The organism is Streptomyces pseudoechinosporeus (assembly GCF_054783935.1).
The window spans coordinates 13,716-37,092 of sequence record NZ_BAAGPS010000022.1; the positions used below are offsets into that span (position 1 = coordinate 13,716).

At 68.8% G+C, this 23,377-nt stretch carries 28 protein-coding genes and 1 pseudogene; 15 read left to right on the forward strand and 14 right to left on the reverse strand.

What is annotated here, in order from left to right; all coding sequences use genetic code 11:
• The first annotated feature begins 5 nt into the window (after positions 1–5).
• From ACYVO6_RS23185 to ACYVO6_RS23195, 3 genes are all read left to right on the forward strand, one after another.
• Positions 6–1,238: an amidohydrolase family protein gene (locus ACYVO6_RS23185; RefSeq protein WP_189323183.1), complete on the forward strand. Its 1,233-nt coding sequence runs from the start codon at positions 6–8 to the stop codon at positions 1,236–1,238.
• 20 nt (positions 1,239–1,258) lie between these two features.
• Positions 1,259–2,161: an LLM class F420-dependent oxidoreductase gene (locus ACYVO6_RS23190; protein ID WP_461064170.1), complete on the forward strand. Its 903-nt coding sequence runs from the start codon at positions 1,259–1,261 to the stop codon at positions 2,159–2,161.
• A gap of 170 nt (positions 2,162–2,331) precedes the next feature.
• On the forward strand, positions 2,332–3,078 hold the full coding sequence (locus ACYVO6_RS23195) for a response regulator transcription factor (RefSeq protein ID WP_461064072.1): 747 nt from the start codon (positions 2,332–2,334) through the stop codon (positions 3,076–3,078).
• 120 nt (positions 3,079–3,198) lie between these two features.
• On the opposite strand, the gene ACYVO6_RS23200 is transcribed toward ACYVO6_RS23195, so the two are convergent.
• Together ACYVO6_RS23200 and ACYVO6_RS23205 are read right to left on the reverse strand one after the other, a co-directional pair.
• Positions 3,199–4,011, reverse strand: a complete 813-nt coding sequence (locus ACYVO6_RS23200; protein ID WP_461064074.1) for a hypothetical protein — start codon at positions 4,009–4,011, stop codon at positions 3,199–3,201.
• A 53-nt stretch (positions 4,012–4,064) separates the two neighbouring features.
• Positions 4,065–4,808 (reverse strand): hypothetical protein, encoded by a 744-nt coding sequence (locus ACYVO6_RS23205; protein WP_461064076.1) that lies wholly within the window; start codon positions 4,806–4,808, stop codon positions 4,065–4,067.
• Between the two features lie 307 nt (positions 4,809–5,115).
• Here ACYVO6_RS23205 and ACYVO6_RS23210 point away from each other — a divergent pair, with 307 nt between their 5' ends.
• The 4 genes from ACYVO6_RS23210 to ACYVO6_RS23225 all read left to right on the forward strand — a co-directional run bounded on the left by ACYVO6_RS23210 (position 5,116) and on the right by ACYVO6_RS23225 (position 10,429).
• Positions 5,116–5,892 (forward strand): SDR family NAD(P)-dependent oxidoreductase, encoded by a 777-nt coding sequence (locus tag ACYVO6_RS23210; RefSeq protein ID WP_461064078.1) that lies wholly within the window; start codon positions 5,116–5,118, stop codon positions 5,890–5,892.
• Positions 5,893–5,991: 99 nt separating this feature from the next.
• Positions 5,992–7,110, forward strand: a complete 1,119-nt coding sequence (locus tag ACYVO6_RS23215) for an LLM class flavin-dependent oxidoreductase (protein ID WP_461064080.1) — start codon at positions 5,992–5,994, stop codon at positions 7,108–7,110.
• Between the two features lie 114 nt (positions 7,111–7,224).
• On the forward strand, positions 7,225–8,955 hold the full coding sequence (locus tag ACYVO6_RS23220) for an N-acyl-D-amino-acid deacylase family protein (RefSeq protein WP_461064082.1): 1,731 nt from the start codon (positions 7,225–7,227) through the stop codon (positions 8,953–8,955).
• 16 nt (positions 8,956–8,971) lie between these two features.
• Positions 8,972–10,429, forward strand: a complete 1,458-nt coding sequence (locus tag ACYVO6_RS23225; protein WP_461064084.1) for an aldehyde dehydrogenase family protein — start codon at positions 8,972–8,974, stop codon at positions 10,427–10,429.
• Positions 10,430–10,511: 82 nt separating this feature from the next.
• Here ACYVO6_RS23225 and ACYVO6_RS23230 read toward each other — a convergent pair whose 3' ends face one another.
• From ACYVO6_RS23230 to ACYVO6_RS23240, 3 genes are all read right to left on the reverse strand, one after another.
• Complete coding sequence (locus tag ACYVO6_RS23230) at positions 10,512–10,700, reverse strand: hypothetical protein (RefSeq protein WP_461064086.1); 189 nt, start codon at positions 10,698–10,700, stop codon at positions 10,512–10,514.
• On the reverse strand, positions 10,697–11,467 hold the full coding sequence (locus tag ACYVO6_RS23235; RefSeq protein WP_461064088.1) for an SAM-dependent methyltransferase: 771 nt from the start codon (positions 11,465–11,467) through the stop codon (positions 10,697–10,699). The genes ACYVO6_RS23230 and ACYVO6_RS23235 overlap by 4 nt, the downstream gene beginning before the upstream one ends.
• Before the next feature lie 225 nt (positions 11,468–11,692).
• Complete coding sequence (locus tag ACYVO6_RS23240) at positions 11,693–12,331, reverse strand: LysE family translocator (protein WP_461064090.1); 639 nt, start codon at positions 12,329–12,331, stop codon at positions 11,693–11,695.
• Positions 12,332–12,487: 156 nt separating this feature from the next.
• Here ACYVO6_RS23240 and ACYVO6_RS23245 point away from each other — a divergent pair, with 156 nt between their 5' ends.
• On the forward strand, positions 12,488–12,790 hold the full coding sequence (locus ACYVO6_RS23245; RefSeq protein ID WP_461064092.1) for a hypothetical protein: 303 nt from the start codon (positions 12,488–12,490) through the stop codon (positions 12,788–12,790).
• Between the two features lie 16 nt (positions 12,791–12,806).
• Here the strand turns inward: ACYVO6_RS23245 and ACYVO6_RS23250 are convergent, their stop codons facing one another.
• Both ACYVO6_RS23250 and ACYVO6_RS23255 read right to left on the reverse strand, forming a co-directional pair.
• Entirely contained in the window at positions 12,807–12,986 is a 180-nt protein-coding gene (locus ACYVO6_RS23250; protein ID WP_461064094.1) for a hypothetical protein, read from the reverse strand.
• A gap of 4 nt (positions 12,987–12,990) precedes the next feature.
• Positions 12,991–13,176, reverse strand: coding sequence for a hypothetical protein (locus ACYVO6_RS23255; RefSeq protein ID WP_461064096.1), 186 nt, complete (start codon positions 13,174–13,176; stop codon positions 12,991–12,993).
• 197 nt (positions 13,177–13,373) lie between these two features.
• Here ACYVO6_RS23255 and ACYVO6_RS23260 point away from each other — a divergent pair.
• From ACYVO6_RS23260 to ACYVO6_RS23270, 3 genes and pseudogenes are all read left to right on the forward strand, one after another.
• Positions 13,374–13,630 (forward strand): annotated as a pseudogene (locus ACYVO6_RS23260) (hypothetical protein).
• Entirely contained in the window at positions 13,605–14,138 is a 534-nt protein-coding gene (locus tag ACYVO6_RS23265) for a DUF6879 family protein (protein ID WP_461064098.1), read from the forward strand. The pseudogene ACYVO6_RS23260 and the gene ACYVO6_RS23265 overlap by 26 nt, the downstream one beginning before the upstream one ends.
• Before the next feature lie 24 nt (positions 14,139–14,162).
• The gene (locus tag ACYVO6_RS23270; protein WP_461064100.1) at positions 14,163–15,014 is read left to right on the forward strand and encodes a helix-turn-helix domain-containing protein; all 852 of its coding nucleotides are present in this window, start codon (positions 14,163–14,165) and stop codon (positions 15,012–15,014) included.
• Positions 15,015–15,086: 72 nt separating this feature from the next.
• On the opposite strand, the gene ACYVO6_RS23275 is transcribed toward ACYVO6_RS23270, so the two are convergent.
• Together ACYVO6_RS23275 and ACYVO6_RS23280 are read right to left on the reverse strand one after the other, a co-directional pair.
• On the reverse strand, positions 15,087–15,275 hold the full coding sequence (locus ACYVO6_RS23275; protein ID WP_461064102.1) for a DUF397 domain-containing protein: 189 nt from the start codon (positions 15,273–15,275) through the stop codon (positions 15,087–15,089).
• 10 nt (positions 15,276–15,285) lie between these two features.
• On the reverse strand, positions 15,286–16,137 hold the full coding sequence (locus ACYVO6_RS23280; protein WP_461064104.1) for a helix-turn-helix domain-containing protein: 852 nt from the start codon (positions 16,135–16,137) through the stop codon (positions 15,286–15,288).
• Between the two features lie 227 nt (positions 16,138–16,364).
• Here ACYVO6_RS23280 and ACYVO6_RS23285 point away from each other — a divergent pair, with 227 nt between their 5' ends.
• The 3 genes from ACYVO6_RS23285 (at position 16,365) to ACYVO6_RS23295 (ending at position 17,457) form a co-directional block, all read left to right on the forward strand.
• Positions 16,365–16,799: an ATP-binding protein gene (locus ACYVO6_RS23285; RefSeq protein WP_461064106.1), complete on the forward strand. Its 435-nt coding sequence runs from the start codon at positions 16,365–16,367 to the stop codon at positions 16,797–16,799.
• A gap of 101 nt (positions 16,800–16,900) precedes the next feature.
• Positions 16,901–17,176 carry a hypothetical protein gene (locus tag ACYVO6_RS23290; RefSeq protein WP_461064108.1) on the forward strand — a complete coding sequence of 92 codons (276 nt, stop codon included), beginning with the start codon at positions 16,901–16,903 and terminating at the stop codon, positions 17,174–17,176.
• Positions 17,173–17,457 (forward strand): hypothetical protein, encoded by a 285-nt coding sequence (locus ACYVO6_RS23295; RefSeq protein WP_461064110.1) that lies wholly within the window; start codon positions 17,173–17,175, stop codon positions 17,455–17,457. Before ACYVO6_RS23290 ends, ACYVO6_RS23295 begins: the two co-directional genes overlap by 4 nt.
• Before the next feature lie 101 nt (positions 17,458–17,558).
• Here ACYVO6_RS23295 and ACYVO6_RS23300 read toward each other — a convergent pair whose 3' ends face one another.
• The 5 genes from ACYVO6_RS23300 to ACYVO6_RS23320 all read right to left on the reverse strand — a co-directional run bounded on the left by ACYVO6_RS23300 (position 17,559) and on the right by ACYVO6_RS23320 (position 22,293).
• On the reverse strand, positions 17,559–18,671 hold the full coding sequence (locus tag ACYVO6_RS23300) for a hypothetical protein (RefSeq protein WP_461064112.1): 1,113 nt from the start codon (positions 18,669–18,671) through the stop codon (positions 17,559–17,561).
• Positions 18,672–18,871: 200 nt separating this feature from the next.
• Entirely contained in the window at positions 18,872–19,504 is a 633-nt protein-coding gene (locus ACYVO6_RS23305) for a hypothetical protein (protein ID WP_461064114.1), read from the reverse strand.
• Positions 19,501–20,154, reverse strand: a complete 654-nt coding sequence (locus ACYVO6_RS23310; protein WP_461064116.1) for an RNA polymerase sigma factor — start codon at positions 20,152–20,154, stop codon at positions 19,501–19,503. The genes ACYVO6_RS23305 and ACYVO6_RS23310 overlap by 4 nt, the downstream gene beginning before the upstream one ends.
• 181 nt (positions 20,155–20,335) lie before the next feature.
• A complete protein-coding gene (locus ACYVO6_RS23315; protein ID WP_461064118.1) occupies positions 20,336–20,731 on the reverse strand; it encodes a nitroreductase family deazaflavin-dependent oxidoreductase in 396 nt (131 codons plus the stop codon).
• A gap of 50 nt (positions 20,732–20,781) precedes the next feature.
• Entirely contained in the window at positions 20,782–22,293 is a 1,512-nt protein-coding gene (locus ACYVO6_RS23320; RefSeq protein ID WP_461064120.1) for a CehA/McbA family metallohydrolase, read from the reverse strand.
• A gap of 231 nt (positions 22,294–22,524) precedes the next feature.
• On the opposite strand from ACYVO6_RS23320, the gene ACYVO6_RS23325 reads away from it, so the two are divergent.
• Positions 22,525–23,370 (forward strand): LLM class F420-dependent oxidoreductase, encoded by an 846-nt coding sequence (locus tag ACYVO6_RS23325; protein WP_461064122.1) that lies wholly within the window; start codon positions 22,525–22,527, stop codon positions 23,368–23,370.
• Positions 23,371–23,377: the final 7 nt, after the last annotated feature.

The following is a 23,377-nucleotide window of genomic DNA, read 5'->3' on the forward strand; positions in this document are numbered from 1 at the left end:
AGACCATGGAGACCTTCCCGAAGATCATCTCGGTGGACGACCACACGGTGGAGCCCCCCAACGTCTGGCGGGACCGGCTCCCGTCGAAGTACCAGGACCGAGGACCCCGTATCGTCCGCGCGCCGCTGAAGGAAATGACCTTCCTGGGCGGCAAGTTCGCCCCCGTCATGGGCAGCCCCGGCGACGACGGCCCCATCGGCGACTGGTGGGTCTACGAGGACCTGCACCGCCCCCTCACCCGCCTCGACACCGCCGTCGGGTACTCCCGCGACGAAATCAAGCTGGAGATCATCACGTACGAGCAGATGCGGCCCGGCTCGTACGACGTCCCGCAACGCCTCGCCGACATGGACGTCAACCACGTCCAGAGCGCGGTCTGCTTCCCCACCTTCCCCCGCTTCTGCGGCCAGACCTTCACGGAGGCGAAGGACCACGAGCTCGGTCTGCTGGGGGTGCGCGCGTACAACGACTGGATGGTGGAGGAGTGGTGCGGCCCCGAGGCCCAGGGGCGGCTGATACCGCTCACGCTCATCCCTCTCTGGGACGCCGAGCTGGCGGCGCAGGAGGTGCGCCGCAATGCCGCTCGCGGCGTACGCGCCGTCGCCTTCTCCGAGATACCCCCGCACCTGGGACTGCCGTCCGTCCACACGGACGACTGGGACCCGTTCCTCGCCGCCTGCGACGAGACCGGCACCGTCATCGCCATGCACATCGGGTCCAGCAGCAAGATGCCGTCCACCTCGGCGGACGCGCCGCCCGCCGTCGGCTCCACCATCACCTTCGCCAACTGCTGTTTCTCGATGGTCGACTGGCTGATGAGCGGCAAGTTCGAGCGCTTCCCGAACCTCAAGGTCATGTACGCGGAAGGGCAGATCGGCTGGATCCCGTACATCCTCGAGCGCGCGGACGTGGTGTGGGAGGAGAACCGCGGCTGGGGCGGCGTCGCCGACAAGGTCCACCGTCCGCCCTCCGAACTCTTCGCCGAGCACGTCTACGGCTGCTTCTTCGACGACGCCTTCGGCCTGAAGAACCTCGACGCGATCGGCGTCCCCAATGTCCTGTACGAGACCGACTACCCCCACTCCGACTCCACCTGGCCCGAGTCCAGGCAGGTCGGCGAGGCCCAGATGGGGCACCTGGACGCGGACGTCGTCGACCGGATCGTACGGCGCAACGCGATCGAGCTGCTGGGGCTCACGGAGGACGGGCTCTGGGCCGGACCGGGCGGTGCGCGTTGAGCAGCCGGCTGCTGTACGGGATGCAGCTCCCGATCCAGTCGCAGAGCACGATCTACGCCGAGGCGTGGGAGGCGGCGGCCGGACCCGACGACCTCGTCGAGATCGCCCGCACCGCCGACCGCTCCGGCTTCGCGTACCTCGCGAGCTGCGACCACGTCGCCATCCCGCGCCGACTCGCCGCCGCGATGAGCACCGTCTGGTACGACCCGGTCGCCACCCTCGCGTTCCTGGCCTCGGTGACCGAGCGCGTACGGCTGCTCAGCCATGTCGCCGTCATCGGACTCCGCCACCCGCTCATCACCGCCAAGCAGTACGCGACCCTCGACCACCTTTCGAGCGGTCGCCTGATCCTCGGAGTCGGCGCCGGGCACGTACAGGAGGAGTTCGAGGCGCTGGGGGCCGACTTCGAGCGCCGTGGATCCGTGCTCGACGAGAGCATCGACGCGCTGCGGTCCGCCCTCGGGCCTGATGAATTCCCCGAGCATCACGGCAAGTTGTACGACTTCGAAGGGCTCGGGCAGCGGCCCCGGCCGGCGCAGGCGCAGGTACCGGTCTGGGTCGGCGGGTCCTCACCCGCCGCCGTGCGCCGGGCCGCGGTCAAGGGGGACGGCTGGCTGCCACAGGGCGACCCCCGCGACCGCCTGCCGGACCAGATCGCCCGCCTGAAACGGATACGGGAGGAGGCGGGCATCACCGACCCCATCGCCATCGGCGCCATCACCGAGCCGCTGTACGTCGGGGAGCCGGGCTGGGACGTCGGCCGCCGCACCCTCTCCGGCCGCCCCGAAGCGCTCGCCGAGTCGCTGCGTGCGTACCAGGCGATGGGCGTACACCAGATCCAGGTCCGCTTCCGCTCCCGGAGCCGGACCGAACTCACGGACCAGATGGGGGCGTTCGGGATCGAGGTGGCGCCGCACCTGTAACTCGGCATCTTTGACTCCGCGACCATAGGGAACTGGCCGGGGCGCCGGTGAGATGGCGAGAACTGACTACCTGTCTGACAGCATGACAGCATTTTCTTTGAAGATTTGAACAGATCCCACCCGAGTCACGTACGTAGAGACGTCATGACTTCGGCTGAAGGACACGCGAAATGCGATCTTCCAGGCATGTCAGTACGGCGGATCACGCGCCCTATCCCCCCACACCTGCCGTTTCGTCCCGGGACCTGACGGTTGTCCTGGCCTGCGCCCAGGACGACTGGCCGCATGACGACTGGCCGACCTCGAACGATCCGCACGTGAGCCGGGTGCTGTACTCCCCGGCTCCCTACCGTTTCCTGCGCGACCGTGCCCGTAACGGCGACAACGAGGCCGTGGACGTCGTGGTGCTGCCCTGCGAGAACCCGACGGTCGCCTTTTCCGGGCTGCTGAACGCCATGGGTGACATGAACGCATCAGTGATTGTTCTCAGCCCCGAGCGCGACCCCGACGTGATCGTCGACGTCTTCCGCGGCGGAGCCGGCTACCTGGTGGAGGGCGACTACTGCACCTGCATGCTCTCCGCGGCGGTCGTGGGCGCCACGGTCGGGCACACCTATCTCTCGCCCGTGGCGTGCGCGGCCCTCAGAGAGTGCGCCCAGCGCATGGCGGCCCCGCGCGACGACGCCCTGGAACGGCTGCGGTCCCTGCTCTCGCCCCGCGAGCGGGAGATCATGGAGCTGCTGTCGACCGGCCTGGGCGCGCAGGAGATCGGGGTGCGGCTGGGACTGAGCGAGAAGACCGTCCGCAACAACCTCAGCAACATCTACGCCAAGCTGGACGCCCGGGGGAGTACGGACGCGGTGCTGCGGTGGCTGGGCGCCAGGCAGGGCGACAGCCTGGGGTCGGCGGCCCGCTGACGCTGCCGTCGATCTGCCGCCGACGGGCAGAGGCACGGGCACGGAAGAAGCCCCCGCGTGAGCGCGGGGGCCGGTTGTGCTCCGTTTGTCGCCGTCGGCTGTCGCTGTCCGGCCGACGAGCTACGGCGCCGGGATCTCCGACAGCGGGATCTCGACGTCCGTGACGTTCGCGCCGCCCTTGCCGAATCCGGGCTGCTGCGACTCGGCGCGGATCTCGGCGCTCTGCGGGCTGCTGCCGCCCTGGACTTCCTCGGCCTGCGGCGTACCGCACTTCACGTTGCGCAGCCAGAGACGGCCGTCAGGGGTGCCGTTCTTCAGGATCTGCGGATAGAAGACATGCACGGTCTTGGCGCCCTCGCTGGGGGAGAAGAACACCTTCTGGCCGTCCTGCTCCTCCTTGTACGTGGCCTTGAGGTACCCGCTCACGTCGGTGCGCTTCTCCGACCACATGAAGAAGCCGATGTGGTCGGGCTGCACCTTGTCGGTCCTGGAGAAATCGAAGCCGGTGCCGGTGTCGTCACGCTCGAGGTTGAATTCCGTCGTGTTGAACTTGGCGCCGATCTCGAAGAACGAGCTCGACAGCTTGGAATCGGCGGCGGCGACGAACCCGTCTTCGGTGGTGACGGACCTCACCACCGACGTGGCCACCGAGAAGTTCTTCTCGAGAGCAGTCGTGGCTCCGCAGTTGTCGGACGGGGTGGAAACGCGCTTGTTGGGCCCCAGGTTGTTCCTCTTGAACTGGACGTCGACGAATTCGCAGTTCTCCAGTTTGTCGGAGTTCTCCGCGCAGTCCTTGGACACTTCGGAGGGGGTGGCGGCACCCGCCGAGTACATCAGCGGAACGGCCACCCCGGCGGCCACCACTGGGGCCAGCATGAGGGTGATGCGCTTCTTCCTGCTCCGGTGGTTTCCCTTGCGGCTGGGGCGTGTCATGGTGCGTCTCCTTGGGGGGAAGTGTGGGGAGTTGAGGGCTGGAGAAAGGTCCGTCAGCAGTCGGTCAGGATGGCCTTGGGCTCCCCGTCCGCGATTCCGGGAGCGCCGGCGGCTCCGGGCAGGGTGACGGGTCCCTCGACGACATCCTGCGCCGTGTAGTTCTGCTCGGGGACGGCATTGGTGGTGGTGGTCGCCGAGCGGGCCTCGATCTTCACTCGCCATTCGCCCGTCATCCGCTGCATCTTCGGCGTGAACTCCATGTGGAGAACCTTGCCGACCGGAACATCCCTCGTTTCCTGGTCGCCGGCGGTCACCGTCTCGAGGGTCAGGTCGGTCGTTCCCTTGTGCTTGAGCCAGGACCCGCTCAGGGCGCCGAAGAGCCCTCCACCAGCACCCTGTTGAGTCGCGGTGTACTTGCCCTCGCCCTGACCCACGGTCGCCTTCCAAGTGGTGTCGACCTTCGCGGGCTCGGTGGCGTTCGGCTCGCAGTTCGGGAAGTCGACCGTGACCTTCTCCGTGGGGCCGTCGAAGGTCTCGAACTTCGTCTCGACGAAATCGCAGGTGTCGGACTCGAAACCGGGGCCGGCGATCCCATGGCCACCAAAGTCTTGGAGGGACTGCTTCTTGCCGTTGAGGACCTCGGTCCTTTCGCACATCCTGATGATCTGCTCCGGCGTCTTCTCCTCGGCGGCGTTGGCCGACGGCAGGAGAACGGTGGCAACGGCGGCACTCGTCGTGATCGCCGCGCCGATCGCCACATACCGGACTTTCTTGTTCTTGAATCGCCTCTTGGCCACGTTCTGGCCTCTCCTTGAGGGGGGATTTATTGGGAGTTCCTTTGCCTTCCCGTTGGGGATTATTGGCGTTCGGTTGGCCGCGCCGACAGGGTCAAATATCCCTACCGATCAGTTACTTGGCGTGTCCATCGCCACACGCCTCGAACGCCGCCGCCCCTTGCCCGGCAGGCGCTGCGCTGCTCCCGCCGAAACCGCCAACCCTTGCCTGACGGCTCGTCAGCTAAGACCATGGGGGTCGTCGCCACGTGTGTGACGAAGCATCAGGAATGCAGTCAACGCGCGTCCTCCACCGCTGAAGGAGAAACCCATGGGCAAGCTCGACGGACGCGTCGTCCTCATCACCGGCGCCGCACGCGGCCAGGGTGAGCAGGAGGCGCGGCTCTTCGTCGCGGAGGGCGCCGAGGTCGTCATCGGGGACGTACTGGACGATCAAGGGGAGGCGCTGGCCAAGGAGTTGGGCGCGCGGTACGTGCACCTCGACGTCAGCCAGGAGGCCGACTGGCAGGCCGCCGTGGCCGCGGCCAAGGAGGCGTACGGGCGGATCGACGGGCTGGTCAACAACGCCGGGATCCTGCGCTTCAACGAGCTGGTCAGCACGCCGCTCGAGGAGTTCCAGCAGATCGTGCAGGTCAACCAGGTCGGGGTCTTCCTCGGCATCAAGACACTCGCGCCCGAGATCGAGGCGGCGGGTGGCGGCACGATCGTGAACACCGCCTCGTACGCGGGCGTGACGGGCATGGCGTACGTCGGCGCGTACGCCGCCACCAAACACGCGATCGTCGGCCTGACGCGGGTGGCCGCGCTGGAGCTGGCCGGCAAGGGGATACGCGTCAACGCCGTCTGTCCGGGCGCGATCGACACCGCCATGAGCAACCCGGCCCAGCTCGACCCCGACGCGGACACGGAGAAGGCCGCCGAGGGCATCGACCGGCTGTATCGCAAGCTCGTGCCGCTCGGGCGGATCGGGCAGCCGGAGGAGGTGGCGCGGCTGGTGCTCTTCCTCTCCGGTGACGACTCCTCGTACATCACGGGGCAGCCGTTCGTGATCGACGGGGGCTGGCTGGCGGGGGTCAGCGTGCTCTGACGCCCCGTCAGCTATTGACCCTTCGCGGGTGCGGTGCAACAGTCGGCGGAGTAGATCTGACGGCACGTCAGATACCGATGTTGGGGACGGTGAACCTCCTTGGAATTCGGGCTCTTTGTACAGGGATACGTGGGCAAGCGGGCCGAGACCGATCCGCTCGCCGAGCACAAGGCGCTGATGGAGGAGACCGAGTACGTCATCCAGGCGGACAAGTCCGGCTTCAAGTACGCCTGGGCGTCCGAGCACCACTTCCTGGAGGAGTACTCGCACCTCTCGGCGAACGATGTCTTCCTCGGCTATCTGGCGCATGCCACCGAGCGCATCCACCTCGGCTCCGGGATCTTCAACCCCCTCGCCCAGGTCAACCACCCGGTGAAGGTCGCCGAGAAGGTCGCGATGCTCGACCATCTCTCCGAGGGCCGCTTCGAGTTCGGCAGCGGACGGGGCGCGGGTTCGCACGAGATCCTCGGCTTCATCCCCGGCGTCACCGACATGAACTACACCAAGGAGATCTGGGAAGAGACCATCGCCGAGTTCCCGAAGATGTGGCTCCAGGAGGAGTACGTCGGCTTCCAGGGCAAGCACTGGTCGCTGCCGCCGCGCAAGGTGCTGCCCAAGCCGTACGGGAAGGCGCACCCTGCCATGTGGTACGCGGCCGGGTCCCCGCCCTCGTACGCCATGGCCGCCCGCAAGGGCCTGGGCGTGCTCGGCTTCAGCGTGCAGAAGGTCTCCGACATGGAGTGGGTTCTGGAGCAGTACAAGACGGCGATCGTCGAGGCGCAGCCGGTCGGGGGCTTCGTCAACGACAACGTGATGGTGACGTCGACGGCGATCTGCGCGCCGACGCACAAGGAGGCGGTACGGATCGCCGCGGGCGGCAGCCTCCACTATCTGCAGTCGCTCGTCTTCCGCTACCACGACACGTTCCCGCGGCCCGAGGGCTTCCCGGTGTGGCCGGAGACGCTGCCCGAGTTCAACGAGGAGATCATCGAGCATCTCATCGCCGAGGAGCTGTTGATCTGCGGCGATCCGGACGAGGTGCTCACGCAGTGCAAGCGGTGGGAGCAGGCCGGGGCCGATCAGTTGTCGTTCGGGATGCCGATCGGGATCTCTCGGGAGGACACGCTGCAGACGATTCGGCTGGTGGGGGAGCACGTGATTCCGAAGATCGATACGGATCCGGTTCATCGAACCTCGCGGTTCCGTGCGAGCGCTTGATCGCCGTAGGGCTGCGGGCTATGCGCGGGTGCGGGTGCGTTGTGGCTGGTCGCGCCGTTCCCCGCGCCCCTATAGGGCGCGTCCAGTGCACCGGAGTTTGAGGAGGCAACGTCCATGCTCGATCACGTCATCAAAGGCGCGACCGTCGTCGACGGGACGGGCGCGCCCGCCTACACCGCCGATGTGGGGATACGCGATGGGCGGATCGCGGCCATCGGTACGGTCACCGAGGCGTCCCGCACCACCGAGGACGCCTCCGGGCTCGTCCTCGCCCCCGGCTTCGTCGACCCCCACACCCACTACGACGCCCAGCTCTTCTGGGACCCGTACGCGACGCCCTCCCTCAACCACGGCGTGACGACCGTCGCGGGAGGTAACTGCGGTTTCACCCTTGCCCCCCTGAACCCCTCCCGACCCGAAGACGCCGACTACACACGGCGGATGATGTCCAAGGTCGAAGGCATGTCGCTGGTCGCGCTGGAGGAGGGGGCGCCCTGGAGCTGGCACACGTTCGGGGAGTATCTCGATGCGCTGGAGGGGCGGATCGCCGTCAACGCCGGTTTCATGGTGGGGCATTGCGCGCTGCGGCGGTATGTGATGGGGCCGGACGCGGTGGGCGGGCAGCCCACGGAACAACAACTGGCGGACATGCTGCGGCTGTTCCACGAGTCGATGGACGCGGGCGCCTGGGGGCTGTCGACCACCCAGTCCTCCACGCACTCCGACGGCGACGGAAAACCGGTCGCGTCGCGGCACGCGAAACCGGCCGAACTGCTCGCGCTCTCAAGGGCGGTAGGCGATCACGAGGGCACGCAGATCGAGGCCATCGTGGCGGGCTGCCTCGACCAGTTCAGTGACGACGAGATCGACCTCTTCGTGGAGATGAGCGCGTCGGCGGGCCGTCCCCTGAACTGGAACGTCCTGACCATCGACTCCGCCGCCCCCGACCGCGTACCGAGGCAACTGGCCGCAAGTGAGCGTGCCCGCAAGGCCGGTGGCCGGATCATCGCGCTGACGATGCCGATCCTGACGCCGATGAACATGTCGCTCGGCACCTTCTGCGCCCTCAACCTGATCCCCGGCTGGGGCGAAATCCTCGGCCTGCCGGTACCCGAACGGATCGCGAAACTCCGCGACCGGGACGTACGGACCGAGATGCTGCGCCGCGCGGACAGCAAGGAGGCGGGCGTCTTCCGCCGCCTCGCCGACTTCGGGCGGTACGTCATCGGGGACACGTACAGTCCCGAGAACGAGGGGCTGACCGGCCGTGTCGTACGGGACATCGCGGCCGAACGCGGCCAGGAACCCTTCGAGTGCATCGTCGAGACCTGCGCCAACGACCAGATGCGTACGGTCCTTTGGCCCATGCCGACCGACAACGACCCCGACTCCTGGGCCCTGCGCGCCGAGACCTGGCAGCACGAGGACGTCATGCTGGGCGGATCCGACGCCGGGGCGCATCTGGACCGGATGTGCGGGGCGCCGTACACGACCCGCTTCATCGGGGACTGCCTGCGCGGACGGAAGCTCGCGACGCTGGAGCAGGCGGTGCAGATGCTCACCGACGATCCCGCCCAGCTCTTCGGCCTGCGCGAGCGCGGGCGGATTGCCGAGGGATGGCATGCCGACCTCGTCCTGTTCGACCCGGAACGCATCGACGCCGGCACGGCCACACTGGTGCACGACCTGCCGGGAGACAGCCCACGGCTGGACTCCAAGGCGATCGGGATCACGGCGGTCTGGGTGAACGGGGTCGAGGCGATCCGCGGGGACCAGGTGACGGGGGCGGTGCCGGGGAAGGTGCTGCGCTCGGGTCGGGACACCCGGACGGTGAACACCAAGTGACCGAGGTGAGTACGGAGTGACGGACGAGCAGCGGCTGTTCGTCGGCGGTTCGTGGGTCGAGCCGGACGGCGGTCACTACGAGGTGATCGACCCGGCGACCGAGTCAGTCGTCGGGTTGGCGCCGGAGGCCTCGCGGGATCAGGTGCACGCGGCGGCAGCCGCGGCTCGCGAGGCCTTCGGGCCGTGGTCGCGTACGTCCCCTTCGGAGCGTGCGGCGATCCTGGACCGGGCAGCGGACATCATCCAGCGCAACCTCGTCCCGTACGCCGAACTCGCCCAGGCTGAGAGCGGCGCCACCACCGGTACGGCGCGCGGGATGCAGGTCGGGGTCGGCGCGGCCCGTTTCAGGCGGTACGCGAAGGGGGCGCTGGAGCCGGTCGAGGAGGCGCTGGTCCCGCAGATCAACGAGGCGGGGCCGTTCGGCGCCGCGGCCGTCATGGGCGCCCTGGCTGTACGCCAGCCGGTGGGCGTGGTCACCTGCATCACCTCGTACAACAACCCCTGGGCGAACCCGGCCGGCAAGATCGCCCCGGCGCTGGCGATGGGCAACACGGTGGTGGTCAAACCCGCGCCCCAGGACCCGCTGTCCGTCTACCGGATGGCGGAGGCGCTGGAGGCGGCGGGCGTCCCGCCGGGTGTCGTGAACGTGGTGTCGGGGTCCCGGGCGGAGGCCGGTGAGGCGGCCGTCGAATCGCCCGACGTCGACATGGTGAGCTTCACCGGCTCGACGGCGGTCGGGCAGCGCATCGCCGAGGTGTGCGGACGCGACATGAAGCGCCAGCTGATGGAACTCGGCGGCAAGGGCGCGGCGATCGTCTTCGACGACGCGGACGTGGCGTCGGCGGTGCGGGGAATCGGGACGACGTTCTCGTTCTACAGCGGGCAGATCTGTACGGCGCCGACGCGGGTGCTGGCGCAGAGGGCGGTGTACGACCGTGTGGTCGACCAACTGGCGGCGTACGCGGGCTACTTGAAGGTGGGCGACCCGCGAGCCGAAGGCACGGTCGTGGGCCCGGTGATCTCGGCGGCGCACAGGGACAGGGTCGAGTCGTACATCGAGCTGGGCCGCAAGGAGGGCGCGCGGGTGGTCGCGGGCGGCGAACGGCCGCCGTACGACACGGGCTTCTACGTCGCCCCCACGCTCCTCGCGGACTGCACGAACGACATGCGGGTCGCGCGCGAGGAGATCTTCGGCCCGGTCGTCGTGGTCATCCCCTTCGACGACGAGGAGGAGGCGGTCACGCTCGCCAACGACAGCGACTACGGCCTCATCGACTACGTGTGGTCGGGGGACGTGGCGAGGGCGTTCCGCGTGGCGCGGTCGTTGCGGGCAGGCGGTGTCGGCGTCAACACGGTCGGGCGGAACATGGAGGCCCCGTTCGGCGGCTTCAAGAAGAGCGGGGTGGGGAGGGACGTGGGGTCGTACGCCCTGCACGCGTACAGCGAGGTGCAGGCGATCGTTTGGCCGGGGTGACACTGGCTGCGAAGGGCAGCCGGTAGACGCGCCCGCCCCTCACCGGCCCGCCACCTGCGCCCAGCGCTCCAGGGTGGCGTCCTCACCCTCGGTGGGCTCCGCCGCGGTAAGTCATGATCCCGGCCTGGGCCCGCACGCGCGCGGACCTTTCCAGGTCCTCGGCGAACATCTGGCGGCGCAATACGCGTGCGGTGTACGCCGAGACGTCCCCCTTGGCCTTCACGAAGGCGGCTACGCCGTCGGGGAGGCTCATCGTCACGTCGACCGTCATGTGGGCATCGTGCCGCGCAGGTCGTCCGGTGTCCGCCGGAGCAGGAGCGTGACGAAACCGAGGGTGTGGCGGTAGCCGTGCAGCCACCCGGCGCGATGCTCGGCGGCGGCCGCGTACGCCTCGCCGCTGTCCGGGTCGGCGGGGTGGTCCAGAGCCCAGCGGGACAGGGCGCCGGTCCAGGACCACTCGTACTCGTCCCACTCCTCGGTGGTGCTGACGTGCCCGTACACGGGCGTCCACCCGTCCGCCGTGATCCTGTCGACGGTGGTGCCGAGAGCGGCGAACTCGTCGCCCGCGAATCCGGCGTCGAGGGTGCCCTGGTCCGGCTTGCGCTCCCAGAAGCCGTCGCCGATCAGCGCCGTACCGCCCGGGGCGAGGTGACGGCGGACCGCTTCGAGGGTGGGCAGCAGGCCGCCGAAGGCGTGGGTGGCGCCGACGCAGAGTATGAGGCCGAACCGGTCGTCGGCGGTGAACTCGCGGGCGTCCTGGGCGTGCAGGGTGACACGGTCACCGAGTCCGCGTGCCGCGATCTCGTCGCGGCCCCGGGCGATGGTGCCGGCGTCGAGATCGACTCCGTCGGCCGTAACCCCCGGCCTCCCCTCCAGAGCCCGTATCAGCCAGGCCCCCTCCCCGCACCCGAGATCCAGCACCCGCTCGGCGCCGTCCCGAAGGGCCCGGTCGAGGAGACGGGCCACCGAGGCGTCGCTCAGGGGCGCGGCGATGGGGTGGTCGGCGTGGGCGAGGGTGCTGATGCGGCGGCGATCCATGAGGGGGATCATGGCGCGGATGGGGGAGGGGTGTCTGCCGAATTTCGGGCGGGGCCGTCGCCGGGCGTCTGAATGCGTGCGCCTCTCCCGGTTAGGCCGGGAGCAGTCGGACCTGGGCGTCGGGCAGGCTCATCGTCACGTCGGCTGTGATGTGGGCATCCTGCCGCGCAGGTCGTCCGGTGTCCGCCGCAGCAGCGTCCGGCCTGTCCGGATCGGCGGGAGCAGCTATTCTTTGCGCCCCGTCGCGGCGACCGTGACCCCGAGGCCCACCATGGTGAGTCCGCCGACACCGCCGACCAGGGAGAGCCGCCGCGGTGACCGGGCGAACCAGCCCCGGGCGGTGGCGGCGACCAGCCCCCACACGCTGTCGGACGCCAGCGCGATGACGTTGAAGACCAGGCCGAGCAGCAGCATCTGGGCCACGACGTGTCCTTGGGCGCGGTCGACGAACTGGGGCAGTACGGCGGCGAAGAACACGATGGTCTTGGGGTTGGCGATCCCGACCGCGAACCCCTCCCACAGCGTGCGCCGACCGCCGGCCGTGGCCGCGTCACCGCTGAACGCGGCCTGCAACGAACCCCGTTGCCGCCACGCCTTCACCCCCAGGTACACCAGGTAGGCACCACCGGCCAGTTTCAGCGCCGTGAAGACCAGGACGGAGCGCTCCACGACGGAACCGATACCCAGCGCCACGGCCACGACGAGCACGTACGCGCCGATCGTGTTCCCCACGACGGTGGTCAGCGCAGCACGGCGCCCCTGCGCCAGCGCCCGCCCGATCACGAACAGCACGCTCGGACCGGGCACCACGATCAGCAGGAAGGACATGGCCGCGAAGGCGAGCAGTCGGTCGGTGGACACCATGGGGCCATGCAACACAGGGAGGGCCTACCGGCGCATCCCCTTTTCTCAGGGGACAGAGCCACGGTCGACGCGGCCGAAGCCGCTCAGCCCTGGCTCTGTCCCCTACTTCCTTGGGTACGACCTGAACTGACTGGCGTGGTTCGTCATACTGCGCGCATGCACTTCGGGGTGGTCGTAGCGGTCCTTTACTGCGTGCAGTTCAGCCGGGAACTGGGCGAGAGCGAGGTCGAGCGCATCGCTCGCATGATCCTTGAGCAGCCGTTTTACGACCTCACCACGGAGGAGGAGTACGCCTCGATCAAGGCGGCGCTCGCCGAGGACTCCTGGGAGCGGGACCTGTCCTGGCAGCCGCATGACGAGCCGTCGGTCCGGGACTTCCTGCGGCGTCTGCTGGAACGTCTGGACGCGCTGCGGCCGTGGCAGGAACCGCCGTTCCGCGCTCTCCGGCCGTCCCGGTAGGTCTGCATGTCCAGCGTCATGAATGCACCCCCGAGGCGTGATCACGAATCTCGGTGGCGTGTCTGGCCGCCTTGGTGATGTCGCCCTTGCTCTTCGCGGCGGTGAGCTGCTTCCAGTTCGCTGCGCACACCTTGCAGCCGGGGACCGGTACGCAGTCGAGCAGCCACGCCTCGAACCCCGCGGGAAGTTGATTCAACGGGTCACCCCTTGGGGCATTCGAGGTGCCGGTACACGACCACGGGAGAGCCGGACGTACGGTCGAGGACGCCTCGCCGGACCTGCTCAAGTTTCTTGATCGATTTCAGGCAGGCCGGGCACGTCTCGCCCCTGGGCGCGTACGTCGTGTACTCCCACTGCTTCGCATCTGTTTCTGCCGCTGCCGCCATGTGTGTCTCCCCGGCTTGGCTGTGCTCGATATCCAGCACGCTAGGGACGCGGGAGTTGCCAACTCAAGCGATGTGCATAGATGTGCGCATAGCTTTTTGTGAGGCTGTGCTGCTCCTTCACGCCCTTGACAGTAGGCCGTCTGGGGAACGAAGTTGATGCACACCGGAGCACAACCAACGGACCTGGAAGGGCAGTTATGGATCTGCAATTCATCGGGATCGATCCGGACACAGGCAAGAACGGGTCACCGACGGCGTGGGTGGACCTGGACGGCGCGGACATCGTGATCCAGGGCTACACGGCCGACGAGGAGACGCGGCCCAGTGCATGGAGAACACGGCACCAGGGCACGCGAAGGGCATCCCCGACCACGAGACGGTGATCCGCATCCCCGCATGCCTGGTGCCGGTACTGAGGGAGGCCTGCGATGCCGCAGAACGTACCCAGCTTTGACGAACTGATGGAGGCCGCACAGCGATCCGCCGTGCACCTCGAAATGCGCGACCAGTACGCCGTCGGCGACGAGGCGGACGACTTCAGCACCTGGCTGAGCACCGGCCGACGGGACACCGACCCCGCCTCGGAGTACTGGGCCCCCTGGGTCGACATGATCTCCCGCGCGGTCGCGCGCGGGGTTGTCGTACGGCGTGCCCGCATCGTCTCCGAACCGGTCACCGACTACATCCGGTACGAGCACGCCGCAACGGCCGTCAACGTCCATGCCGGTGAACAGGTGCGCTGGCTGCCCCGTCAGCGGGCGGTCGATCTGATGCTGCCGGGCGCCGACCTGTGGATCTTCGACGGGACCCAGGTCCTCTTCAACCACTTCACCGGTGACGGCAACTGGGCCGATCCGAACATGGAACTGCGGACCGAGCCGAGCATCGTCAAGCAGTGCGCGGACGCGTTCGAGGCCGTCTGGGAGCGCGCCATCCCGCACGACCAGTACGAGATCCACTGAACGGAAGGCACTACCGGCCAGCTCATGTCCATCTCCCCGTCCTCCTCAGCCCAGGCCGCGCGCGAGAACGTGGCGCGGCAGCTACGCGACCTGAGGAAAAACGCCGGCCTGACGGTCACTGAGCTGGCCTCCGCCTGCGGCTGGCACCACGCCAAGACCTCCCGCATCGAGAACGCCCGCACACCGCCCTCGCCCACGGACATCCGCCTGTGGTGCCGCGCGACCGGCGCCACCGACCAGGCCCCCGACCTGATAGCCGCCTCCCAGCACGCGGAGTCGCTCTACCGCGAGTGGCGGCAGCGCGTGCGCTCAGGCCTTCGCAAGCTCCAGGACAGCTACGTGGAGCTGTACCGGTCGACGGAGCTGCTGCGCGTGTACTCCCCGGTCCTGGTGCCAGGGCTGTTGCAGACCGAGGGATACGCGCGGGCCTTGCTGAGCAGCAACGCCCGCTTCCTCGGCGTTCCCGACGACGCGGCCGAAGCGGCAGCGGCGCGCCTGGAGCGCTCGCAGATCATCCACGAGCCGGGGCACCGCTTCGTGATGCTCATCGAGGAGGCAGTGCTCTACTACCAGCTCGGCGACTCGGAGGCGATGGCCGCCCAGTTGGGCTACCTCCTCACGGCCGGAGCGCTCCCTGCGGTCTCCTTCGGCATCATCCCGGCAGCGACGCGCGAACGGGTGCTGTGGCCACAGGAGACGTTCGACGTGCACGACGACACGCTCGTCTCCGTCGAGCTGATCTCCGCCGAGGTGAACGTCACCCAGCCCTCCGAGATCGCCCTGTACATCAAGGCGTTCGAGCAGCTCCGCAGCATGGCTGTGTACGGCGCCGCAGCGCGAGCGCTGATCGTCAAGGCCATCGACGCGCTCGGCTGAAGATCGACGCGCTCGGCTGAAGCAGGAGACTCCTGGAGCTGGCGCTGGTGCTACGACCTTCCCGGGCGTGCTTCAGCCGTGGTTCGGGCTCGCCTTCAGTGTGTGGAGGAGGGCGCTGAAGGCGGTGGGGGTGGCCGAGAGGATGGCGTGCGTGGGGTCGGCGCTTTCGGTGAGGTGGATGGTTTGAGGTGCGGCGGATATGTGGACGCAGGATTCGCCCTGTGCGCAGTAGGACGACTTCTGCCATGCGTAGGCGGTCATGAGGGTCCTCTCACAGCTCGGTGGCCAGGTTACGGATGAAGTCGCGGGTCTTCTCCGGGGGGAGTGCTACGGATTCCATACGCCGGAGCAGATTGCGGTACGTGTCCAGCTCGGCCTCGGCGTCGACCAGCGCGGGTCCGTGTGACTGGTCCAGGGAGACCGTGTCGAGCCGGGGCACGGTGCCGTGGATGTAGAGGAACGTCTGTCCGGAGCCCGGGTAGGCGCCGATGGTGAAGGGGATCACCTGGATGGTGATCTCGTCGCGCTCGCTCTGGGCCAGCAGGTGCTTCAGCTGCCGCTTGGCAACCGACGAGCCGCCCACGGGTACGCGGAGGGCGGCCTCGTGGATGATCGCCTGGTACGGCACCGGATCGGCCTGGTCCAGTAGCGCTTGGCGCTGGAGCCGGTGGTTGACGCGGTGCTCGATGTCGCGGCGGCTGAACTCCGGTACGGCCTGCTCGTAGATGGCGCGGGCATGGTCGGCGAGCTGGAGCAGGCCGGGGATGTGTGCCGTGTTGGCCGCCTGGAGCCGGACCGAGTGATGCTCGATTTCCGCGAGGTCCAGCAGGCCGGCGGGGAGCACCTCCTGAAACGTCTCCCACCAGCCGCTCTTGCGTTCCGTGGCCAGCCTGATCAGGCCGTCGATGTACGCGGTGTCGGAACAGCGGTAGATGCGGGCCAGGGCGCGCAGGCGGTCGGGGCTGACGCCGAAGCGGCTGGCCTCGATGTTGCTGAGCTGTGCCTGGCTGACGCCGAGTTGACGGGCTCCCTCGGTGACGGTCATACCCGCGCGCTCACGAAGCCTCCGCAGTTCCGTGCCGAGACGGAGGCGGCGGGCGGACGTGGCGGTTTTGGGCGCCATGGCTCAACTCTCCTTGTGAAGCGGCACGTTGATGTCACCCACACGAGGGAACATCTCATGCGATTGCCCATATGGGAAATGTATTAAGTGTCTGGCCGCTAGATTACTGACCAGGCGCCCCGCCCAGAAGTGCCCCGCTCGACGGAGCGGCGACGGTCACTGGGCAACCCATGCACGCAAGCAACGTAGACCAACCGTCCAACTCCCCTCTGTAACCGGAGACTTCCATGGCCACCGTATCCGCACCCTGGAACTACACCCTGCACCTTCCCCGAGACCCAAGAGCTCCCGGCATCGCCCGAGGAACCCTCAAGCTTGTCCTGTCCGCGCACGGAATGGCTCAACACACGCCCACCGCCGAGCTGTTGGCCTCCGAGCTGCTCACCAACGCCCACACCCACACCACCGGCCCGTACGCCCTGCGCATCCGCTCCATGGAGCCCGACCGCCTCATGGTTGCCGTCTGGGACACCGACCCGAAGGTGCCGGACGCCTTCAAGGAGGGTGCCCCCGTCGTCGTACCGGCGGAAGACGCCGAGCACGGGCGCGGGCTGCACCTCGTACGGGCGTGTGCGGACTCGTTGGGGGTGTCCGTTCTGCGGGAGTGGGGTGCGTCGAAGGGCGGGAAGCTGCTGTGGGCCGAGTGCGGGGAGGCGCGGTGAGCGGGGCGGTGCAGGCCGTGGGAAGTGACGTGCGATGTCCGCCGTGGGCGCACGGCGCCATACTGGGAGGTGGAGGCATGCCCGTCCACCAGGAGCAGATCATGAGCGCAGAGCGTGAGTACGGCTGGGGAGCGATGCCCCTCCCGGAGATCCGGACCGTGGACGACCTGCGCAGCGCGCTCAGCCGGTACGGGTTCCCGGGCGACCGGGAGCGCTTCGAGGAGGAACTGGCCGCAGCCGTAGGAGCCTCGCCCACAGACGACTTCGAGCGCGCCGCGGCCGTGGTGAGGGCGTACCGTCACCGGGTCCGGATCAGGAACTCACCCGAGATCATGGCAGCCCTCGAAGACGCGCGTGCCGGAGGCGGCAGCGCATGAGCGAGGTCCCGCTGGAGGAGGCCGAACCCGCCAAGAAGGCGTACGACGACCTCACGGAGGGGGAACGGGAAGTGGTCCGGGAGGCGCTCACGGTCATCGCACGGGAGCCGACGGCGGGGCGCGAGATCCCCGGCTGGCGTCCTCCCTCCGTGGAGTACACCTACACGACACCTCTCGCCCACGACTCAGCCGAGGCGATCACCGTCGTGTACACGCACACTCCGGGTATGGGAGTGACGGTCGTCTACTACTTTCGCGATCCACAGGTCATGGATCCGTAGGCACGTGGATCACCAGCCCTTCCCTGCGGTGCCTGCCCCCTGGGCCGGCACCGCAACGCGTGCTCAGCGTGGCTGGACCGCCTCTCGAACGCGCCGCGGGGCTAGGCGTCGAGGCGTTCCGTGTATGCCTCGGTCGGAGGAGCGGGGGTGGGACTCGTCATGCCCGCCGACCAGAATCCCGCGGTGCCGGGAATGGGCGTCACGTCGTTGAGGTACGGTGCGGTCGCCGCGCCGGCCGGGCCTCGTACGACGGTCCAGGCGTCGCCGTCCCGGCGCAGGTATGTGCTGCGGGTCTGGTCCTGGTAGTTCCAGCCCGAGATCCATGCGGCGCGGCCCTGCGCGTCGCCCGCGATTCCGGTCAACGACCCGACGGTGAAGCCCGGTTGCACCCGCGTCCAGGCCGTGCCGTCCCAGTGGGCCAGAACGGGGCTGCCGGGGCGTCCGGGTGGTCCGCCGATGCCACGCTCGGTGCCCACCGCCCATACGTCGTCCGGACCGGCCGGGTACAGATCGCTGATGCTCAGACGGAGGCCTGTGATCGGAGGCAGGACGGTCCACGCTCCGTTCCAGCGGGCCACGAGTCCGGACCATCCTCCGCCGGTTGCCTGGTCGCCGCTCACCCAGACCTCGTCCGGCGAGCGCAGTACGACCTGGTACAGGCTCGCGCTCGCGACAGGCAGCGGGTCCAGCCATCGCCATTGCTGCCCGTCCCCGTGCAGCAGGCCGGTGCTGCCGCCGCGGCTGCCGCTGACCCACACCCGCTGGTCGGGGCCGACCGCCACCGCGTCCATGCGGACGTCCGGCTCGCCCAGGCCCGGGAACTCGGCCTCGCGCCACGTGGTTCCGTCCCAGCTCAGCAGGGGGCTCGTGCCCTCGTCGGCAGGCAGGCCCACACTCCACGCCGCGGTGACGCTGACAACGGCGACGTCGCTCAACCGCGTATACGTCAGGTGCGACAGGTCGGTCTTCGACCAGGCGCTGCCGTTCCAGAGCATGGCCAGCCCTCGTCCCTGCGACGGCCCCGCGCGGCCCTCCTCGCCCACGGCCCAGGCCAGTTCGGGTCCGGCAGCGGCGATGCGGCGCAACTGCGCGACCGGGGTACTGCCGGGCGCCGGCACGGCCTGCCAGCCTTGGGTACGGGGTGCCGGCGCGTCGGCCCGGACCGAGCCCGGACCGAGCGTGATCCCCGAAAGTGCGCCGATCGTTCCTGCCACAAATCGTCTTCGTCTCACTGCTGGGTCCCTCCATGCGGGTAGGAGGGACCACGGTGAAACAGACAAGTCCAGAGGTCTAGGCGCGCACGTGACAAAATCGGGCCCAACTGCCCGAGGTGGGGGGGGAGTTCATCCTGGATGGTCCGCCCAGGCCGGACCTGGGCGGACCACTGCTGCGTCGCTACGTCACCGCGGTGGGTTCAGCGAGCGGTGGGGCTTACGGGATTGCACGGTTTGACCGGGCCCTTGATGAACGTTTGCCTGAAGAAGTGGGCCGACCGCATTTCGGACCCCTTCGGCCAGGGACCGGGCAGGTGCTCCTCGACCAGATATGCATCCGCATGCGTCATGACGTACCTGTAGTCCCCCTTGCCGTCGCCGAACTTCTCCTGCTTCAGGAGCTCTCCCCGGTCGAACTGGCACCTCTTTCCTGGGGGAACCTTGTCGATGATCGCCGTGAAGCCGGCTGCCCGGATCTCGGCCGCGAGCCGGTCGAAATGCTGCGGGTCGCCCCACCAGTCGAGGTCGCGGAGTGAGACGGTCAGGGTGCCGTCCGGATTCTTCTCCACCGCGTAGGCCGGGGTCTCCGTCCCGCCCGGCACCGCCACCGTCACGCCTGCCGCGATCGCTGCCGCCGCCAGCCCCAACGCGAACCGCTTCTGGACTTGGCGCTTGCGCCCGCCAGTGCGTTGTTCTTTCATCGTCCGCCAACTGCGCATCAGGTGTTCCTCACGCTGGATCCGTCGGCCGGCGGGGAAGTCCCGCTCGGCCGGTACGGCCAGCAGTCGGCGCAGTTCCTGGACGTCGCCGTCCCGGTGCTGGTCCCTGCTCACCACGGTCCCCTTCCGTTTTCTCCGCTCGGCCGGACCGCCTCGTGGCGGTCACCTGTTTGCTGCCGTCTCGCTGTCGCAGGTTCCGTGTCCTGGTCAAGATTCTTCTGCGCCAGCTTCTCCAGCCGGCGGCGCGCCCGGGACAGCCGGGAGCGGACGGTGCCTACGGGCACCCCCAGCGCCTCGGCAGCCGCGGCGTAGTCCAGCCCGGCCCACACGCACAGCGCCAGCACCTCGCGGTCCGGCCGCGACAGCTGGTCGAGCGCCGTGCGCACCGCGGCTATCCGCTCCTGGTCCTCCAGCCGGCCGACCACCTCGTCGGCGAAGTCCGGCAGCAGATCGGGCGGGGGCATGCGCTCCATCAGGGTCCGGTGCCGCCGGGCCGTGCGCCATCGGTGGTGCACCACGTGCGTGGCGATCCCCAGCAGCCACGGCAGCAGACTTCCGCCGTGCGGCTCGACCTTCTCCCGCATCCGCCAGGCTTCGAGGAACACCAGCGAGACGCAGTCCTCGGCGACCGACCAGTCCCCGGTCAGGCGAAAGCAGTGGTTGTACACCGCCCGCCCGTGTTCACGGAAGAGCACCCTGAAGGAGTTCTCGTCGCCCGCTCGGACGCGGGCCCGGAATGGTGGCTCCATACCTGGCTCTGCCACGCGGCCCACCTTGGGTTCCATGTGACGTGCGTCATATCCGGGGCGCCGGTCCCTGCTGGGGCTTTGCGGATAAGGGGACGCAGGCATTGCCTACCTGACAGTGGGACGACTTTTGCCACTTCTGCATGGGAGGGGTAGGCCCGTGGATCAACAGCCCCTCAGTCCTCGGATTGAGGGCGCGTCAATCCTCCAGATCCACCCGCACCGTCAGCAGATCCGTCCCCACCAGCCGCACTGCCGTGCTGTTCGCGCGGGGCAGGGTGCGCAGGCGGGCGATCGGGTCGTCGTCGGGGAGCAGGTGGGCCGTCCCGGTGTGCCAGCGGCCCTTGATGCGGACCCGGACTCTCGGGTTCGCCTGGATGTTGCGTACGTACTGGGACTTCTCGCCGTACTCGGAGACGATCCAGAACTCGTTCCCGACCCGGCTTCCGCCGAGCGGGGTCCGGCGCGGCTGACCCGACTTTCGCCCTGTGGTCTCGAGGAGCGTCTGGAAGGGCAGTTGTCTGGACAGCGGGTTGGCTACGCGCCGTTGGAGCGTCGTGACGGCGCGGAATTTGAGGTCGTGGAAGCGCGACATGAGGCCCTGGTCCTTCTCGTCGGTGATTCGAGAAGTCTCTCAGGCGGTCCTTACCGCCCCAAGAAGATCGGGTTCGTGAACGCCGCCAGTGCCCCCGGAAGCGGTGCCACCGCCGCCTCGTGACGCAGTTCGGCCCGTACGTATGCCGCGTACTGAGCCGTCGTACGCCACTCCACCGTGCCGGAGCCCGAGACCGGGAGGACGGGGCTGGTGTGCAGGACGCCCTGGTCCGTGACGAAGCGGGTCGTGCAACGGGGGGCGCCGGTGACTTCCAGGCGGACTGTGACGGGGTCATCGCGGTCGACCTTCAAACGGCCGCCGATACCGGCGTGTTCGCCCTTCGGGCCGGAGGCCGTGAAGGAGAGCGTGACCGACTTGGACTCGGCTACGTAGGAGCGGCCTGCCTTCAGGCCCTCCTGGATCGCCTCGCGGGTCAGGTCGTCGGCGAGGACGACCGTCTGCGGGGTGCCGACGGGGTCCGGCGGGCGGTGGGCGTCGCTGTTGCCCATCGCGGGGATCCAGTCGCGGCCGTCGCGGACCGAGGCGACCAGCATGCCGTCCCAGTCGGCCAGGGAGACCTCGTCGTCGGGCCCGTACGGGCCGTTCCACACCTCGACTACGTCCGCCTCGCCGAAGCCGAACTTCCAGTTGCAGCCGATGCAGGTGGCGTGCGGGTGGGCGGGGACGACCAGGCCTCCGGAGCGGCGGATCTCGCGCGCGTACTTGCCGAAACGGTTGTCGCGGGCGCGGTAGCGCCAGTCGATGAACGTCCCGGGGTCCGTGCCGAGCGCGACGACGTGGCCGTTACGCGTCGTGACCTCTTCACCCATCATCACCAGCAGGTCGTCGCCCGCCTCGTCGGCCCAATGGGCGTGCGCGGCATGGGTGTTGTGCTCGGAGGTGTTGATGAAGTCCAGTCCGGCCTCGCGGGCGAGGGCCGCGATCTCCGCAGGGGTACGGCGGCCGTCCGAGTACCAGGAGTGCAGGTGGCAGTCACCGCGGTACCAGGCGCGACCGCGGCCCTTGGCACGGGTGGGCGGGTACTTCGGCTTCACGGCGGCGCCGGGGTCGCCGTAGGTGAGCGTGATGGTGATCTCGTACGGGAGTCCCTGCGGGGCCACGGTGTAGGGGCCGAGCGCGATGTACCAGGTGCCTTCACGGACCGGGCCCGGGATATAGCCGGGCGTGGCGTCGTCGGCGCGGATGAAGAACTCCGTGCGCGCCCCTCCCGACCAGCCTCGGAAGCCTTTGCCGCCCAGTTCCGTGCCGCGCTGGTCGAAGATGCCGATGTCGAGCGCGTTGCCCGCGGTGCCGGCCGGGACGGAGGGCTTCTCGTAGGTGTACGCGACCTTGATCTCCCGTACGCCGTCCGGGACTTCGACCGGCAGATACACGAAGTCGGGGGAGCCGGTGGGCAGGGTGCCGCGCACCGTCTTCGTCTCGTGGTCCGCTGCGGCGTCGGCAGCCTCGCTCGGGAAACTCACGCTTCCCAAAGTAAGCGCGGCGGCGGCTCCCGTCACGAACAGGGCACGTCTGCCGATTCCGTGGTCGTCCTCGCACATGCTGCTGCTCCCAGGGTGTGGGGTGTGGCAGGGGATGGCACGTACCAGCTTCGTATTGAGCCGTGAACTCCTGTGCAAGGGAAGGGAATCGGCAGCTTTCATCGGTGCTTCGGGGGAGGGCTTCCCTGGGACGGCTCCCCGTGGCTTCCGAGGTGTTTGACGAGACACGCTCGCAGGCACGTCCGACCGGTCGGTATGGACTCTGGGCGTCAGTCAGGTTAGGAAGTCCTCATGCGGATCTCCACGACGATCTTCCTCACCGACGAGACGATCAGCCCGACCCTGCTCGCGCGCGAGCTGGAGCAGCGCGGTTTCGCCGGGCTCTATCTCCCCGAGCACACGCACATCCCGGTCGAGCGGACAACGCCGTACCCCGCGGGCGGTGAGCTGCCGCCCGAGTACGGACGGACCCTCGACCCCTTCGTGGCCCTCGGCCAGGCGGCAGCGGTCACCACAGGGCTCGGCCTCGGCACCGGCATCACCCTCGTCGCCCAGCACGACCCCATCGACCTCGCCAAGCAGATCGCGACCCTCGACCACCTCTCCGGCGGCCGCTTCACGCTCGGCATCGGCTTCGGCTGGAACGTGGAGGAAGCCGCCGACCACGGCGTCGACTGGCGTACGCGGCGGGAGCTCGGCCGGGACCGGATGGCGCTGATGCGGGCGCTGTGGTCGCCGGAACCGACGCCGTACGAGGGCGACTTCGGGTCCGTACGTGCCAGCTACGCCTACCCCAAACCCGTACAGAAGCCGCGCGGACCGGTCGTCGGGCCGCGCACGCTGATCGGGGGAGCGGCCGGGCCGAAGCTCTTCTCCCACATCAGCGAGTACGCGGACGGCTGGCTGCCGATCGGTGGCCGCGGGCTGACCGATTCGCTGCCGGTCCTGCGGTCGGCCTGGGCCGAGGCGGGCCGCGACCCGGAGGCGCTCCAGGTCGTGCCGTACGCCGTACTGCCCACCCCCGGCAAGCTCGCGCACTACGCGGACCTCGGCATCGAGGAGGTCGTGCTGCAACTGCCGCCGGCCGGGGAGGCGGAGGTACTGCGTGTGCTGGACGACTATGCGAAGTACGTGTAGCGCGCCA

What these genes read in the sequence shown, in the direction of transcription:
- ACYVO6_RS23185 (WP_189323183.1), top strand. Translation starts at nt 6, where the DNA reads ATGGAGACCTTCCCGAAGATCATCTCGGTGGACGACCACACGGTGGAG.
- ACYVO6_RS23190 (WP_461064170.1), top strand. Translation starts at nt 1,259, where the DNA reads ATGCAGCTCCCGATCCAGTCGCAGAGCACGATCTACGCCGAGGCGTGG.
- ACYVO6_RS23195 (WP_461064072.1), top strand. Translation starts at nt 2,332, where the DNA reads ATGCGATCTTCCAGGCATGTCAGTACGGCGGATCACGCGCCCTATCCC.
- ACYVO6_RS23200 (WP_461064074.1), bottom strand. Translation starts at nt 4,011, where the DNA reads ATGACACGCCCCAGCCGCAAGGGAAACCACCGGAGCAGGAAGAAGCGC.
- ACYVO6_RS23210 (WP_461064078.1), top strand. Translation starts at nt 5,116, where the DNA reads ATGGGCAAGCTCGACGGACGCGTCGTCCTCATCACCGGCGCCGCACGC.
- ACYVO6_RS23220 (WP_461064082.1), top strand. Translation starts at nt 7,225, where the DNA reads ATGCTCGATCACGTCATCAAAGGCGCGACCGTCGTCGACGGGACGGGC.
- ACYVO6_RS23230 (WP_461064086.1), bottom strand. Translation starts at nt 10,700, where the DNA reads ATGACGGTCGACGTGACGATGAGCCTCCCCGACGGCGTAGCCGCCTTC.
- ACYVO6_RS23235 (WP_461064088.1), bottom strand. Translation starts at nt 11,467, where the DNA reads ATGGATCGCCGCCGCATCAGCACCCTCGCCCACGCCGACCACCCCATC.
- ACYVO6_RS23240 (WP_461064090.1), bottom strand. Translation starts at nt 12,331, where the DNA reads ATGGTGTCCACCGACCGACTGCTCGCCTTCGCGGCCATGTCCTTCCTG.
- ACYVO6_RS23245 (WP_461064092.1), top strand. Translation starts at nt 12,488, where the DNA reads ATGCACTTCGGGGTGGTCGTAGCGGTCCTTTACTGCGTGCAGTTCAGC.
- ACYVO6_RS23255 (WP_461064096.1), bottom strand. Translation starts at nt 13,176, where the DNA reads ATGGCGGCAGCGGCAGAAACAGATGCGAAGCAGTGGGAGTACACGACG.
- ACYVO6_RS23265 (WP_461064098.1), top strand. Translation starts at nt 13,605, where the DNA reads ATGCCGCAGAACGTACCCAGCTTTGACGAACTGATGGAGGCCGCACAG.
- ACYVO6_RS23270 (WP_461064100.1), top strand. Translation starts at nt 14,163, where the DNA reads ATGTCCATCTCCCCGTCCTCCTCAGCCCAGGCCGCGCGCGAGAACGTG.
- ACYVO6_RS23275 (WP_461064102.1), bottom strand. Translation starts at nt 15,275, where the DNA reads ATGACCGCCTACGCATGGCAGAAGTCGTCCTACTGCGCACAGGGCGAA.
- ACYVO6_RS23280 (WP_461064104.1), bottom strand. Translation starts at nt 16,137, where the DNA reads ATGGCGCCCAAAACCGCCACGTCCGCCCGCCGCCTCCGTCTCGGCACG.
- ACYVO6_RS23285 (WP_461064106.1), top strand. Translation starts at nt 16,365, where the DNA reads ATGGCCACCGTATCCGCACCCTGGAACTACACCCTGCACCTTCCCCGA.
- ACYVO6_RS23290 (WP_461064108.1), top strand. Translation starts at nt 16,901, where the DNA reads ATGAGCGCAGAGCGTGAGTACGGCTGGGGAGCGATGCCCCTCCCGGAG.
- ACYVO6_RS23295 (WP_461064110.1), top strand. Translation starts at nt 17,173, where the DNA reads ATGAGCGAGGTCCCGCTGGAGGAGGCCGAACCCGCCAAGAAGGCGTAC.
- ACYVO6_RS23315 (WP_461064118.1), bottom strand. Translation starts at nt 20,731, where the DNA reads ATGTCGCGCTTCCACGACCTCAAATTCCGCGCCGTCACGACGCTCCAA.
- ACYVO6_RS23320 (WP_461064120.1), bottom strand. Translation starts at nt 22,293, where the DNA reads ATGTGCGAGGACGACCACGGAATCGGCAGACGTGCCCTGTTCGTGACG.
- ACYVO6_RS23325 (WP_461064122.1), top strand. Translation starts at nt 22,525, where the DNA reads ATGCGGATCTCCACGACGATCTTCCTCACCGACGAGACGATCAGCCCG.